A 14972-nucleotide genomic window follows, 5' to 3' on the forward strand; every position below is an offset into this window, starting at 1 on the left:
CATGGCCGACAAGACCCGCAACCAGATACGTTTCATCCTGAACGGCGCCGATGTCGCGCTGAACGACATCGCCCCCGACGCGACCCTGCTCGACTGGCTGCGGTTGAACCGCTCGCTGCGCGGCACCAAGGAAGGCTGCGCCGAGGGCGATTGCGGCGCCTGCACGGTGCTGGTCGGCAAGCTGTCGGTCGAGGGCCTGGTCTATGAAAGCGTCAATGCTTGCATCCGCTTCATGGGCTCGCTCGACGGCACGCATGTCGTCACCGTTGAGCACCTGCGCGGCAATGGCGAACAGCTTCACCCCGTGCAGCAGGCGATGGTCGATTTCCATGGCTCGCAATGCGGCTTCTGCACGCCCGGTTTCGTCATGTCACTCTATGCGCTCTGGATGAAGACGCCCAATCCGTCCGACGCGGCGATCGAAAAGGCGCTGCAGGGCAATCTCTGCCGCTGTACCGGCTACGAGGCGATCATGCGCGCCGCGCGCGCCATATCAAGCTACGGCAAGGCGGCGAAGGACCCGCTGGCAGTGGAGCGCAAGGATATCACTGCACGGCTGGGAGCGCTGCGCGACGGCGCCAGGGTCGAGGTCGGTTCGGGTACGCAGCGGCTGATCGTGCCGGCTGACGTCGACGATTTCGCCATGGTGCTCGAGAAGGAGCCTGGCGCCACCATCGTTGCCGGCTCGACCGATGTCGGGCTGTGGGTCACCAAGCATATGCGCGACATCTCGCCGGCTATCTTCATCGGCGGCCTCGACGGCTTGCGCATGATCTCGGAGACCGATGGCGTGATTACGATCGGCGCCGGCGTGACTTACAGCGAAGCCTTCGCAACGCTTTCCCGGCGTATCCCGGCCTTGGGACCGCTGGTCGACCGCATCGGCGGCGAGCAGGTGCGCAACATGGGCACCATCGGCGGCAACATCGCCAACGGCTCTCCGATCGGCGACACGCCGCCGCCGCTGATCGCGCTCGGCGCGCGGCTCATGCTCCGCAAGGGCAATGCCCGACGCACGATCCCGCTCGAAACCTTCTTCATTGCCTATGGCAAGCAGGATCGGCAGCCCGGCGAATTCGTCGAGGCCGTCCATGTGCCCGTGCCGGCAGAGGGCACGAAATTTGCCGTCTACAAGGTCACCAAGCGCCGCGACGAGGACATTACCGCTACCCTCGGCGCCTTCTATCTGACCGAGGCCAAGAACGGCACCGTGGCGGATATCCGTATCGCCTATGGCGGCATGGCGCCGACGCCGAAGCGGGCGACTGCGGTTGAAACCGCCCTTATCGGCAAAGTCTGGAGCGAAGCGAGTGTCGAGTCCGCGATGGCCGAATACGCCAGCGACTTCACGCCAATTACCGATATGCGTGCAACCGCCGAGTATCGGGCGCTGGCGGCGAAGAATCTTTTGCTGCGCTTTTATGTCGAAACCACCGGCACCAGGGCGCCGTTCCAAGTGACCCGCAACGAGGCGGCCTGATGGACAAGCACGCCACTCCCAACCTCAAGGCCGAAAAAATCGTCGGCGGCGTCGCCACCGAGCAGCGGCACGATTCCGCGCACAAGCATGTCAGCGGCGCCGCCGTCTATATCGACGACATGCCTGAGCCTGCCGGCACGCTGCATGTCGGCCTTGGCCTCGCCAAGGTCGCGCACGGCACGCTGAAGAGCATTGATCTGTCGGCGGTGCGCGCAGCGCCAGGCGTCGTCGATGTGCTGACCTGTGCCGACGTGCCCGGCGACAACGACGTCTCGCCGAGCAACATGCATGACGATCCGGTGCTCGCCGAGCACAAGGTGCACTTCTACGGCCAGCCGATCTTCGCCGTGGTAGCTGAGACACGCGAGGCGGCGCGCCGTGCGGCACGCCTGGCTAGGATCGAATATGACGAGCTTCCGGCCGTGATCGACATCTGGGACCTCGACCCGGTCAGGGACAAGCAGGTCACCACGCCGCTGATCCTGAAGCGCGGAGATGCGGCTGCCGCGATTGCGGCGGCGCCCCGCCGCATCAAGAACCGCATGTGGCTTGGCGGCCAGGACCATTTCTACCTCGAGGGCCAGGTCTCGCTGGCGATCCCCGGTGAGGACGACGAGGTGATCGTCTATTGCTCCACGCAGGGGCCGAGCGAGACGCAGCATCTGATTGCGCATGCGCTCGGCGTGCCGAGCCATGCGGTGACGGTGGAGGTGCGCCGCATGGGCGGCGGCTTCGGCGGCAAGGAGACGCAGGCCAACCAATGCGCGGCCATAGCCGCCATCGCGACCAAGAAGCTGAACCGCGCGGTGAAGATCAGGCTCGACCGCGACGAGGACATGACCGCCACAGGCAAGCGGCATGATTTCGCCATCGACTACGAGGTCGGCTTCGACGACGAGGGCAATATCCTCGGCGTCGATTTCACCTATGCCCTGCGCTGCGGCTTCTCCGCCGACCTGTCCGGTCCCGTCGGCGACCGGGCGCTCTTCCATTGCGACAACGCCTATTTCTATCCGGCGGTGCACGCGAAATCGGCGCCGCTTTTCACCAACACGGTCTCGAACACCGCCTTCCGCGGCTTTGGCGGCCCGCAAGGCATGGTCGGCGCGGAGCGCGTCATCGACGAAGTGGCCTTCGCGGTCGGCAAGGATCCGCTCGAAATCCGCAAGCTCAATTTCTATGACCCGATGGATGCGATCGGCGAACGCTGCCTCACGCCCTATCAGCAGAAGGTCGAGGACAACATCATCCACCGCATCGTCGCTGAGCTGGAGGAAAGCGCCAATTACGCGCGGCGGCGGCGCGAGATCAGCGCCTTCAACAACAACAGCCGCTTCATCAAGCGCGGCCTGGCGCTGACGCCGGTCAAGTTCGGCATTTCCTTCACAAAGACCGAGGCCAACCAGGCCGGCGCCCTGGTGCATGTCTATGCAGACGGCTCGGTGCATATGAACCATGGCGGCACCGAAATGGGCCAGGGCCTGCATCTCAAGGTGGCGCAGGTCGTCGCCGAGGAATTCCAGATCGATCTCGACCGGGTCAAGATCACCGCCACCACCACAGCCAAGGTGCCGAACACCTCGCCGACGGCGGCATCTTCCGGCGCCGACCTCAACGGCATGGCGGCGCAGGATGCCGCTCGGCAGATCCGCAAGCGGCTGACGGATTTCGCGGCCGAAAGATACCAGGTGCCGCTCGACCAGGTCGTGTTCTTGCCCAACCGGGTGCGCATCGGCAACCAGGAAATCGCCTTCAACGATCTGGTCAAGCAAGCCTACATGAACCGCGTCCAGCTCTCGGCGGCTGGCTTCTACAAAACGCCGAAGATCCATTGGGACCGCAGCAAGGGCCGCGGCCATGCCTTCTACTACTACGCCTATGGCGCGGCCTGCTCGGAAGTCTCGGTCGATACGCTGACGGGCGAATATGTCGTCGAGCGCACCGACATCCTGCACGATGCCGGCCGCTCGCTGAACAGCGCGATCGACCTCGGCCAGGTCGAGGGCGGCTTCATCCAGGGCATGGGCTGGCTGACGACGGAAGAGCTTTGGTGGGACAACGGCGGCCGGCTGCGCACGCATGCGCCGTCGACCTACAAGATCCCGCTCGCTTCCGACCGGCCAAAAATCTTCAACGTCAAGCTGACCGACTGGTCGTCGGCCTACGAGCCGACCATCCATCGCTCCAAGGCGGTCGGCGAGCCGCCGCTGCCGCACGGCATGTCGGTGCTGCATGCGCTCTCCGACGCGGTGGCGAGTGTCGCCGATCACAGGATCTGCCCGCGCCTCGATGCCCCGGCGACGCCGGAACGGGTGCTGATGGCGATCGAAAGGCTGAAGCGGGAAGCCGCAAAGCCGGCCTGAACCGGCCAAAACGTGCAATTCGAGGCGCGAAACGCTATATTTCCTGGGTGGAAATGCAGACGATGAACTCGAAAGTGCAAAGCCTGAAGGCGTTTCTCGGCCAGACCGGCCGGGTCGCGCTCGTCGAGGTCGCGGCCACAAAGGGGTCGACCCCGCGTGAGACCGGCGCCTTCATGCTCGTCTCGTCATCGGCGATTTTCGGCACCATCGGCGGGGGCCAGCTTGAATTCATGGCGATCGACAAGGCGCGGCAGATGCTTTTCTCCTCCTTTGAGGGGGCGATGGCCGCGAAGCGGCCAGAGGGGGTGCGCTCAGAAGGCACCACGACAGCGCCGAGCACTGCGCCGGTGACCCAACCTGGCGGCTCCGCCGCCACCCTACCCTCGAGGGGGAGGGAAGCCCGCATCGAGGTCGACGAAACCTGCGCGACCCTGGATGTTCCATTGGGTCCTGAAATCGGCCAATGCTGCGGCGGCCGCGTCGAGGTGCTGATCCGCTTGGTTGACGCTAGGATCGAACAGGAACTGATCGCCAAAGCCGAGGCCGAGGAGGCGCATCTGCCGCATGTCTATGTCTTTGGCGGCGGCCATGTCGGCCAGGCGCTGGCCGCGTCGTTGGCGCTGCTGCCCATTCATGTGGAGGTCGTCGAGACGCGGGCCGATGCGCTGGAAGGCATGCCGGAAACGGTTGAGACGCGGCTGACGCCGATGCCCGAAGCGGTGGTGCGCGAAGCCCGTGCGGGATCGGCCTTCGCCATCCTCACCCATGACCATGCGCTGGATTTCCTGATCGTCGCCGAGGCGCTGAAGCGCGACGACGCCGCCTATGTCGGCATGATCGGCTCGAAGACCAAGAAGGCGACGTTCAAGAACTGGTTCCTGAAGTCCGACGAGGGCAGCGAGGCCCAGTTCAACCGTCTCGTCTCGCCGATCGGCGGCAATGCCGTGAAGGACAAGCGCCCGCCGGTGATCGCCGCGCTCGCCGCCGCCGAGATCATGACGGCGCTGGTGTCGCATGCGGTCCAGGCCTCGGCCGCGCCCAAGGCGATGGCCGGCTGATTCAGCCGGCCATGGGAGGAGCCTAGCCGGCTATTCCTTTTCCTGCGTATGCGCTTCGAGGAACCACAGCAATTTGTCGAGCGAACGCGAGTAGGCGGTAAAAATGTCGGCGGTGTCGGCATCGCCGGCGTCGTCCGCCTCGTCGATCGCCTCACGCGCCAGCCTGGCAGCGGTGGCATAGCGGTCGATCAGCGCCGCCAGATGATCCTTGGTCTTGTGGATGTCGGTCGGATAGGGCTGGAGCTTCGTTGCCCTCGACACGTCCTGCGAGGTGCCGTGCGCGGTGCCGCCAAGCTGCACGGCGCGTTCTGCGATGATGTCGACATGGCCGTCGATCTCCTCGCGGAACTCGTCGAGCATCTCATGGATGGCGATGAACTGCGGGCCCTTGACGTTCCAGTGCGCCTGCTTGGTGACCAGCGCCAGGTCGATGGCATCGGCAAGCCTGGCATTGAGAAGATCGATCGATTCCTTCTTGGCGTCGGATTTGAGGTCCTTCTTGGTGACAATGGCGTCCATGGTCGGCTCCTGTGGCGCTGGGTCGCTGTGAAAGCTGGGGACTGGTCTCGAAGGGCGGCCGTGCAGTCGCCAATCGCCAGAACGGCGACGGAGCGGGTTTCGTTCCGCGTCGGATCGAGGGGCGCACAGCTGGCGAAGGTATGACTGATGCTCACAGCTGCTCGTCGCTTTCTTCGTTTCCCAAACCGGATTGAACCGTGTTTTCTGCACGCCTGGCGAACACGAATGACGAACACGGGACGAGCGACATGGATGTCTTGCGCATAGCGGCATTTTCGGACGGCAACAGCGGCGGCAACCCGGCCGGCGTGGTGATTGGCGAGGTTCTGCCCGACGCCGCAGACATGCAGCGCGTCGCTGCAGAGGTCGGCTTTTCCGAGACCGCCTTTGCCGCACGTGAAGGCGACGGCTGGCGTGTCCGCTACTTTTCGCCCGAATCGGAAGTGCCGTTCTGCGGCCATGCCACCATCGCGCTGGGCGCGGCGTTGGTCAGAAGGTTCGGCGACGGAATTTTCAAGCTGCTCCTGAACCAGGCCGCCATCACCGTCGAAGGGTTTCGCGACGGCGCCAACTTTGCCGCCGCCCTGCAGTCGCCGCCGACGCGCAGCCGGCCGGCCCCGTCGGAGCTGGCCGGCGAGACCCTGGCCATGTTCGGTTATCAGCCGGGCGATCTCGATCCCGCCATTCCGCCCGCGCTGATCCATGGCGGCGCCGACCATCTGGTGCTGGCCCTGAAGTCGCGCAGGGCGCTCGCCGCCATGGCCTATGACCTGAAACAGGGCCAGGCCCTGATGCGGCGCGAGGAACTGGTGACGATCCTGCTCGCCTATGCCGAAACGCCGCGTCTCTTCCACACGCGCAATCCCTTCGCTTCCGGCGGCGTCTATGAGGATCCGGCGACCGGCGCTGCCGCCGCCGCCTTTGCCGGCTATCTGCGCGACATTGGCTGGCCGCATGGCGGCGCGATCGACATTGTTCAGGGCGAGGATATGGGCATGCGCTCGCGGCTGCATGCCGATGTTCCGCCCACGCCCGGCACCTCGATCCGGGTATCCGGCACGGCCCGCCTGATGGACGAAGACTGAGTGTGGTCACCCACGCGAAGGCGCGTGCCCGCCAGCCTACTTGCCGGCAAGAATGTCCTTGATCAGCCGCTGGCAGCGATCGGCCATGAAGTCGAGCAGCAGGCGGACCTTCGGATCCTGCAGCTTCTTGTGCGGATAGACGGCGGCGAACTGGACCGGCGTCGGCGGCGTCTTTGCCAGGATCACTCTCAGCCGCTGGTCGCGGATGAACGGCTCGACCTCGAAACGCGGCTTGTTGATGATGCCGCGACCCGACAGCGCCCAGCCTGTCAGCACATCGCCATCGTCCGTATCGTAGGGTCCATGCACCTCGAATTTCTGCGGACCGTTCGGCGTCTGCAGCGTCCAGACATATTCGCGCGTGCCGGAATAGCGCAGCATCAGGCAATCATGCTTCTTGCCGATCAGCTCCTGCGGCTCGACCGGCTCGCCGCGCGCCTCGAGGTATTTCGGCGCCGCCACCAGCACGCGCTCGCATTCCATGATGCCGCGCATCCGAAGGCTGGAATCCTCGATGATGCCAAGCCGGAAGGCGACGTCGATGCCTTCCTTCATGATGTCGACATTGTGGTCGGAGAGTCTCAGCCGCACCTCGATATCGGGGTATTTATCGTGGAAATCCGGAATGCCCGAGGCGATCAGCCGCCGGCCGAGGCCGAGCGGCGCCGTCACCTTGATCGTGCCGCGCGGCTGGCCGGAAAGTGCTGCGACCGCGGCCTCCGCCTCGGTGATCGCGTCCAGCACCTGCTTGGCGCCGGTGTAGAACACCGTGCCGTGCTCGGTCGGCATCAGCTGCCTTGTGGTGCGGTTGAACAGCCGCACGCCGAGGTGCTTCTCCAACTCCTTGATGCGGTTGGAGGCGACCGCCGGTGAGATGCGCATGTCGCGCCCGGCTGCCGACAGATTGCCGAGCTCGACGACGCGGACGAAGACGGCGATGTTGTCGAGATAGGCCATGCGACGGTCGTGGCTCTCAAATGGCTGCGTGGGACGACCCTAGTATTTTCCATTTTTTTTTGAAAGTCATCGCGCGCCCCGCCTCTTTTCGTTTGCGCTCCAGACCGTAAAGTCGCCTGATCGGCAGGGACGATTTCCCAGGGGCGACTCGATGATGGATTTTGCGATTTTCTGGGATTGGCTGAGCTTCGCCGTCCGCTGGCTGCATGTCATCACCGGCATCGCCTGGATCGGCTCGTCCTTCTATTTCGTCGCCCTCGATCTCGGGCTGCGCCAGCGTCCCGGCCTGCCCGCCGGCGCCTTCGGCGAGGAGTGGCAGGTGCATGGCGGCGGCTTCTACCACATCCAGAAATATCTGGTGGCGCCGGCGGAGATGCCGGAGCACCTGACCTGGTTCAAATGGGAATCCTACGCCACCTGGCTGTCGGGCTTCGCCATGCTTTGCGTGGTCTACTATGCCGGCGCCGACCTCTTCCTGATCGACCCCAACGTGCTCAACATCTCGGTGCCCGTCGGCATCCTCTTGTCGCTGGCAACGATCGGCGTCGGCTGGATCGTCTACGACCTGCTCTGCCGCTCGCCGCTCGGCAAAAGCGATACCGGCCTGATGCTGGTACTCTACTGCGTGCTGGTCTTCATCGCCTGGGGGCTGACCCACCTCTTCACCGGCCGTGCCGCCTTCCTGCATCTCGGCGCCATCACCGCCACGATCATGTCGGCCAATGTCTTCATGGTCATCATCCCCAACCAGAAGATCGTCGTCGCCGACCTGATCGCCGGCCGCAAGCCGGACCCGAAATACGGCAAGATTGCCAAGCAGCGCTCGCTGCACAACAACTACCTGACCTTGCCGGTGCTGTTTCTGATGCTGTCGAACCACTACCCGCTGGCCTTCGGCACGCAGTTCAACTGGGTCATCGCCTCGCTGGTCTTCATCATCGGCGTGCTGATCCGGCACTATTTCAACACCGTGCACGCGAGGAAGGGGAACCCGACCTGGACCTGGCTGGGTGCCGCCGTGCTGTTCATGATCGTCATCTGGCTGTCGACCGTGCCCAAGGTGCTGACAGCGGAGCCCAAGACCTCCGCCGCATCCGCCGCTGCCCAGGTCTACATTGCCTCGGCGCATTTTCCGGCCGTGCGCGACACCGTGCTCGGCCGTTGCTCGATGTGCCATACCGAAGAGCCGGCCTATGAAGGAATCTACCATGCGCCGAAGGGCGTGTTGCTCGACACCGACGCGCGCATCGCCGATCATGCCCGGGAGATCTACCTCCAGGCCGGCCGCGCGCATGCCATGCCGCCCGCCAACGTCACTCAGATAACCGACCAGGAACGGGCCCTTTTGGTGGCCTGGTTCGAAGGCGCCGGAAAGTAAGCATGACCTCGAAACTCCTGCGCGGCCGCACGCTCTCCTTCCTGCGCTGGCCCGAAGCAATCGACGACCATTCCGCCTGGCGCTACGAGGAGGATGGCGGGCTGCTGATCGACGACGGCAAGATCATTGCCGCCGGTCCGTATGCCGAGATCGCCAAGCGCGCCGGCGCCGGCGTCGAGACGATCGATCATCGCCCGCATCTCATCCTGCCGGGCTTCATTGATGCGCATGTGCATGTTCCGCAGATGCAGATCATCGCGTCCTACGGCGCCGAGCTGCTCGACTGGCTGAACAAATACACCTTTCCGGAGGAGTCGAAATTCGCGAACGCGCAGCATGGCCGCCGCATCGCCAGGCTCTTCCTCGACGAGATGCTGCGCCAGGGCACGACGACGGTCGTCGCCTATTGCTCGGTGCACAAATCGTCGGCCGAAGCCTTCTTCGCCGAATCGCACGACCGCAATATGCTCAACATCGCCGGCAAGGTGATGATGGACCGCAATGCGCCGGAGGGCGTGCTGGACACACCGCAGACCGGCTATGACGACAGCAAGGCGCTGATTGCCGAATGGCACGGCAAGGGCCGCCAGCTCTATGCCATCACCCCGCGCTTCGCCATCACCTCCTCGCCCGAGCAGATGGAGATGGCCGGCGCGCTCTGCCGTGAGCATCCCGATCTCCACATGCAGACGCATCTGTCGGAAAACCACGCCGAGATCGCCTTCACCCAGGAGCTCTACCCCTGGTCGCGCGACTACACTGACGTCTATGAGCATTACGGCCTGCTGGGCAAAAAGAGCCTGTTCGGCCACTGCATCCATCTATCCGAGCGCGAAGCCGATGCGCTGTCGCAATCGGGTTCGATTGCGGTGTTCTGCCCGACCTCCAATCTCTTCCTTGGCTCCGGCCTGTTCGACTACCAGCGCTACCGCCGCCGCGAAAAGCCGCTCAGCATCGCTGCCGCCAGCGATGTCGGCGGCGGCACCAACTATTCGATGCTGCGGACCATGGATGAGGGCTACAAAGTCATCGCACTGAATGGCGAGAAGCTCAACCCCTTCCAGTCCTTCTGGCAGCTGACACGCGGCAATGCCGAGGCGCTGGCTGTCGCCGAAAAAATCGGCACGCTGGAAGAAGGCACGGATGCCGACATTGTCGTGCTCGACGCCAACGCCACGCCGGCGATGCGGCTGAGGATGGAGACGGCGGAGACCCTGGCGGAGGAGCTCTTCCTGCTGCAGACGCTGGGCGACGACCGCGCCGTGAGCGAGGTCTATGTGGCGGGTCGGCCGGCCAAGAGCGCGATTGTCGCATAGATTAAACGTGCTCGTCGCTTGACCCCGCGTCAGCCATCGGCCAAAGCGTGCGTCGACATTGACAGGGGAAACGCCATGGCTGCCGCCGACGACATCGCTCTGATCAAGAAACAAGAAGCCATGCTGGTCTTTCCGGCCTTCGACGAGGCCGTGGCCTTCCAGATAGGCGCGGCGATCAGGGAGCGGGCGCTCAACGAAAACCTGCCGATTATCGTCGATATTAGGACCTTCGACCGTCCCCTATTCTATGCCGCTATGCCGGGCTCCAACGCCTCCAACCCCGACTGGGCGCGGCGCAAGATCAATGTCGTCAAGCGCTATCTCAGAAGCACCTATCGCATGGTGCTGGAGCAGCAGCGACCCGACCGCACCTTCAAGGTCGGCGAAGCACTCGACATTGCCGACTATGTGCTGGCCGGCGGCGGCTTTCCCGTCGCGGTGAAGGGCGCAGGCGTGATCGGCGTCATCGCCGTCTCCGGTCTGCCCGAACGAGAAGACCACGGTGTCGTTGTCGATGCGCTCTGCGCCCATCTCGGAGTCGATGCGAGCAAGCTCAAGTTGCCGCCGGAAGAGCAATGACCGATCCAAAAACTTTCCTTACGTCGATCTTCAACGCCGCCGTCGCCGCTGCCGATCCGGAAAAGACGATCCGCAATCATTTGCCGGCAAAGCCGAAGGGCCGCACCATCGTTATCGGCGCCGGCAAGGGCTCGGCGCAGATGGCGGCGGCCTTCGAGAAGGTCTGGGATGGTCCGATCGATGGGCTGATCGTGACCCGCTACGGCTATGGCGCCAGATGCGAGCGCATCGAGATCATCGAGGCGGCGCACCCGGTGCCGGACGCCGCCGGCCTCGAAGCCTCGCGTCGGCTGTTGGAGAAGGTGCGGGGACTGAGCGCGGACGATCTGGTCGTGGCGCTGATTTCGGGCGGCGGCTCGGCGCTGCTGCCGTCGCCCGCTCCCGGCCTGACTCTTGCCGACGAGATCGCCGTCAACGAGGCGCTGCTCGCTTCCGGCGCGCCGATCGCGGCGATGAACACCATCCGCAAGCACATCTCGACCATAAAGGGCGGCCGGCTGGCCGGCGCCGCTCATCCGGCCCGGGTCGTATCGCTGGTCGTCTCCGACATTCCCGGCGACAATCCGGCGCTGGTGGCCTCGGGGCCGACCGTCCCCGACACCGGCAGCCGCGCGGATGCGCTGGCGTCGATCGCCGCCTACGGCATGAGCCTGCCGGATGCGGTCATGGCGCATATCCAGTCTGCCGCAGCCGATGCGCCACGCTCCGACGATCCGCGCTTTGCCGGCAATCAAGTGCATCTCATCGCCTCGGCCGGCGTCTCGCTGGAAGCCGCGGCCGCCGCAGCGAAGCGGCAAGGCATCGAGGCCGTCATCCTGTCGGATTCGATCGAGGGCGAGGCGCGCGAGGTCGGCGGCGTGCATGCCGCGATTGCCCGCGAGGTGGCGACCCGTAACCGGCCTTTCGAGAAGCCGATGCTGATCCTCTCCGGCGGCGAGACGACGGTAACGCTGCGGGCGAAGGGCAAGGGCGGCCGGAATTCCGAATTCCTGCTTGCCTTCGCCATCGGTATCGATGGGGTCAGCGGCATCCATGCTTTAGCCGCTGACACCGACGGCATCGACGGCTCCGAGGACAATGCCGGCGCCTTCGCCGACGGCACGACCGTGGCGCGCATGCGTGCCGCAGGCGTCGATGCTAAGGCTATGCTTGCCGGCAACAATGCCTGGACCGCCTTCAACGCGGTCGGCGATCTGTTCGTGCCCGGTCCGACCGGGACCAACGTCAATGATCTAAGGGCGATACTCGTCCGGTAGCGCAATAAACGCCGAAGTCGTCATTCCAGGGCGAAGCAGGAGCGAAGCTCCGTCGCGGAGACCCTGGAATCCATTCCGTGACCTCGGGCATGGAATGCAGCGGAGCAGAATTGTGCATCGTTGCGACGCCTGCAGGTAACGGAATGATCCTCAGGTCTGCGCGCGTCGCTCCGCTCCTTGCTTCGCCCGTGGATGACGAGGCGACGGGCATCTCGCCCAATTCTCCCAAGTCGCACGACTCGTACAACAGCATCCGTCCGCGCAAGGTCCCGTTCAGGCTCGCAGATCGGTCAAGCAGCCATCAACTGCTTCACCTTCCTCATATCGGTGAGAAACCGCTCCCTCTCGGCCTCCTTGTCCTCATGCTCGCGGATGCGCAGGATGAAGGACGGATGGATGGTGACAAAGACGCGCAAGCCGTCCTCGCGCTGGATGACGTCGCCGCGCATCCTAGTGATCGGCACCGCCTTGCCGAGCAGCGACTGCGCTGCTGTCGCGCCGAGCGCCACCGCAAGATTTGGCTTGATGATGTCGAGTTCCTTGTCGAGCCACCAGCGGCAGGCACGAATTTCGCCGGCATTGGGCTTTGAATGGATCCGCCTCTTGCCGCGCGGCTCGAACTTGAAATGCTTCACCGCATTGGTCACATAGACCTTGCGGCGGTCGATCTCGGCCTGGTCCAAAATGCTGTCGAACACCTTGCCCGCGGGCCCGACGAACGGCTTGCCGGCAAGGTCCTCTTGGTCGCCGGGCTGCTCTCCGACAAACACCACGTCGGCATTCTCCGGTCCCTCGCCGAACACGGTTTGCGTGGCATCGCGCCAGAGCGGGCAACGCCGGCAACCGCTCGCCTCTTCGCGCAATGCCGGAATATCCGTACTTTCGGGCTCCACCACATCCGCCGGCTCCGGCGAAGGCCAGTGTTTTGCCTTCACTTTGGCGTGGCGCGGCGCTGGGGAGGTTGGCATCCGGGCGATCATGGCTGTCGCGGCTCTGTCCGCTCCTGCTATCAGGTCTGGAATGAGCGAGGCCTCGGGAAGGTTCCGCCAATATTTCTTCGGCATCTCCTTCTGCATCGCCTTCACCTTGAGGCGGGCCGGGTTGAAGATATTCTCGAAATAGGTCCGCCACAGCGTCTCGGCGTCGTCTTCCGCCGGCGCGTCGCGCTTGCTGGCGCCTGGGCCGATCGCCAGCCGCTTGCCGTCCCATTCGGCCGAGGCGTGCGGCGTGAGAATCGTCCAGCGCATGCCGGCGAAGCGGCGCACAAAGAAATCGGCATTGCGCTCGACGATGAAATGGTCGGGTTCGAACCAGGCGACATAACGTTCTTCCGCGCCGTCGCCGATCTTCCGGAAGCGCACGAAGGCCCGCATCTTGTGAATGTCGCGCCAAACCGCCTTTTCCATGGACTCGAGCTTACGGGGCAGCTTCGGTTCGACGCGCAACCGCCAGAGCAACCGATAGAGGAAGTTGAAACGCTCGGGGTCCGAATGACAGATGACCGTCTCTGCACGTTCGATGAACTCGCGCGGGACGACAAGGCGCGCATCCTGTCGGCAAGCCGGCAAATCGTTGCCGCGATCATCATCGTCGTGGCCAACCTGCCAAGCCACCTCTTCCGGCGGAATATCATTCGTGGCCAGCCGGCGCGCCGCATCGCGCCAACCGTCGAAATCGGTCTCGCTCTCGAGACGGGCGAGATGAGATGCGAGGCTGAGCTGGGTCCGTGCCATGGTCAAAACAGCGAAAGCTGCTCGCAAGATCGGGTGATGATCTCGCGCAAGCCCGACTTGTCGGTGAGCGCGCCTGGTGACCAGCCTTCCGCAGTGATGAAGGGGCGTACCTTGGCGAAGAAATGGCAGAGCCGTCCGACATCTTCGAGACGCAGCCGGCGATGGCGGCGCGTCTGCAGAATCCTGTCGACCACCTTGGTGCCCAACCCCGGCACACGCAGCAGCGCCTCCCGATCGGCGCGATTGACGTCGACCGGGAACCGGCCGCGGTTGCGCAGCGCCCAGGCAAGTTTGGGATCGATGGCAAGGTCGAGCATGCCGTCATTGCTGCCGGCCAGGATTTCAGGCTGCGAGAAGCCGTAGAAGCGCATCAGCCAGTCCGCCTGGTAAAGCCGGTGCTCGCGCATCAAGGGCGGCTTCTGCAACGGCAGCGCCGCAGACGAATCCGGGATCGGACTGAAGGCGGAATAATAGATGCGGCGCAGATGATAGCTGCCATAAAGCCGGGCGCTGGCGCGCAGGATGCCGTCGTCGGACGTTTTGTCGGCGCCGACAATCATCTGCGTCGACTGGCCGCCCGGCGCAAAGCGCTCGCGTTTGCGGCTCTGCAACGTTGGTTCGGCCTTCTCTTCGATCTTGCAGCGCAGCTTGGCCATGGAAAGCCGGATCGTTTCCGGCTTCTTTTCCGGGGCCAGCTTCTTCACCCCTTCGTCGGTCGGCAGCTCGACATTGATCGACAGGCGATCGGCATAACGGCCTGCTTTTTCGATCAGTTCGGCTGACGCTTCGGGAATGGTCTTGAGGTGAATATAGCCGCCGAATTTCTCCTCGATCCTGAGCCGTCGCGCCACCTCGACCATCTCGCCCATCGTCTTGTCCGGCGAGCGGATGACGCCGGAAGACAGGAACAGACCCTCGATGTAGTTGCGGCGATAAAAATCCATGGTGAGCCGCACCACCTCGTCGACGCTGAAGCGGGCTCGCCGCACATTGGAGGAGGACCGGTTGATGCAATAGCTGCAGTCGTAAATGCAGAAATTGGTGAGCAGGATCTTCAGCAGCGAAATGCAGCGCCCGTCCGGCGCATAGGAATGGCAGATGCCCGAGCCCTCGGTCGAACCGATGCCGCCTGTTTTCAGCGAATCGCGTTTCGCCGAACCGGACGATGCGCAGGAGGCGTCGTATTTAGCGGCGTCGGACAGGATCGCCAGTTTCTCGCGGACGGAAAGCACAGCCATGCGTTCATGA

At 64.2% G+C, this 14972-nt stretch carries 12 protein-coding genes; 8 read left to right on the forward strand and 4 right to left on the reverse strand.

Annotated features, from left to right (window positions below; translation table 11 throughout):
- The first annotated feature begins 1 nt into the window (after window position 1).
- From xdhA to xdhC, 3 genes are all read left to right on the forward strand, one after another.
- Window positions 2-1480 (forward strand): xanthine dehydrogenase small subunit, encoded by a 1479-nt coding sequence (gene xdhA, locus P9228_RS03325; protein WP_278052393.1) that lies wholly within the window; start codon window positions 2-4, stop codon window positions 1478-1480.
- Complete coding sequence (xdhB, locus tag P9228_RS03330) at window positions 1480-3843, forward strand: xanthine dehydrogenase molybdopterin binding subunit (protein ID WP_278052395.1); 2364 nt, start codon at window positions 1480-1482, stop codon at window positions 3841-3843. The genes xdhA and xdhB overlap by 1 nt, the downstream gene beginning before the upstream one ends.
- Window positions 3844-3905: 62 nt before the next feature.
- Window positions 3906-4901: a xanthine dehydrogenase accessory protein XdhC gene (gene xdhC / locus P9228_RS03335; protein ID WP_095824425.1), complete on the forward strand. Its 996-nt coding sequence runs from the start codon at window positions 3906-3908 to the stop codon at window positions 4899-4901.
- A 30-nt stretch (window positions 4902-4931) separates the two neighbouring features.
- On the opposite strand, the gene dps is transcribed toward xdhC, so the two are convergent.
- Complete coding sequence (dps, locus tag P9228_RS03340) at window positions 4932-5420, reverse strand: DNA starvation/stationary phase protection protein Dps (RefSeq protein ID WP_278052396.1); 489 nt, start codon at window positions 5418-5420, stop codon at window positions 4932-4934.
- 248 nt (window positions 5421-5668) lie between these two features.
- Here dps and P9228_RS03345 point away from each other — a divergent pair, with 248 nt between their 5' ends.
- Complete coding sequence (locus P9228_RS03345) at window positions 5669-6505, forward strand: PhzF family phenazine biosynthesis protein (protein WP_278052398.1); 837 nt, start codon at window positions 5669-5671, stop codon at window positions 6503-6505.
- A gap of 36 nt (window positions 6506-6541) precedes the next feature.
- Here P9228_RS03345 and P9228_RS03350 read toward each other — a convergent pair whose 3' ends face one another.
- Entirely contained in the window at window positions 6542-7462 is a 921-nt protein-coding gene (locus P9228_RS03350) for a LysR family transcriptional regulator (RefSeq protein ID WP_066995946.1), read from the reverse strand.
- A 151-nt stretch (window positions 7463-7613) separates the two neighbouring features.
- On the opposite strand from P9228_RS03350, the gene P9228_RS03355 reads away from it, so the two are divergent.
- From P9228_RS03355 to P9228_RS03370, 4 genes are all read left to right on the forward strand, one after another.
- A complete protein-coding gene (locus P9228_RS03355) occupies window positions 7614-8840 on the forward strand; it encodes a urate hydroxylase PuuD (RefSeq protein WP_067324124.1) in 1227 nt (408 codons plus the stop codon).
- 2 nt (window positions 8841-8842) lie between these two features.
- Window positions 8843-10156: a guanine deaminase gene (gene guaD, locus P9228_RS03360; protein WP_278052402.1), complete on the forward strand. Its 1314-nt coding sequence runs from the start codon at window positions 8843-8845 to the stop codon at window positions 10154-10156.
- A 75-nt stretch (window positions 10157-10231) separates the two neighbouring features.
- Window positions 10232-10735 (forward strand): heme-degrading domain-containing protein, encoded by a 504-nt coding sequence (locus P9228_RS03365; protein WP_278052403.1) that lies wholly within the window; start codon window positions 10232-10234, stop codon window positions 10733-10735.
- Window positions 10732-11991, forward strand: a complete 1260-nt coding sequence (locus tag P9228_RS03370) for a glycerate kinase (RefSeq protein WP_127403607.1) — start codon at window positions 10732-10734, stop codon at window positions 11989-11991. Before P9228_RS03365 ends, P9228_RS03370 begins: the two co-directional genes overlap by 4 nt.
- A gap of 290 nt (window positions 11992-12281) precedes the next feature.
- On the opposite strand, the gene P9228_RS03375 is transcribed toward P9228_RS03370, so the two are convergent.
- Together P9228_RS03375 and P9228_RS03380 are read right to left on the reverse strand one after the other, a co-directional pair.
- Entirely contained in the window at window positions 12282-13724 is a 1443-nt protein-coding gene (locus tag P9228_RS03375; RefSeq protein ID WP_278052405.1) for a UdgX family uracil-DNA binding protein, read from the reverse strand.
- A 2-nt stretch (window positions 13725-13726) separates the two neighbouring features.
- A complete protein-coding gene (locus tag P9228_RS03380) occupies window positions 13727-14962 on the reverse strand; it encodes a putative DNA modification/repair radical SAM protein (protein ID WP_278052407.1) in 1236 nt (411 codons plus the stop codon).
- Window positions 14963-14972: the final 10 nt, after the last annotated feature.

The sequence above is a fragment of the Mesorhizobium sp. WSM4898 genome, assembly GCF_029625845.1.
Classification (GTDB): Bacteria; Pseudomonadota; Alphaproteobacteria; order Rhizobiales; family Rhizobiaceae; genus Mesorhizobium.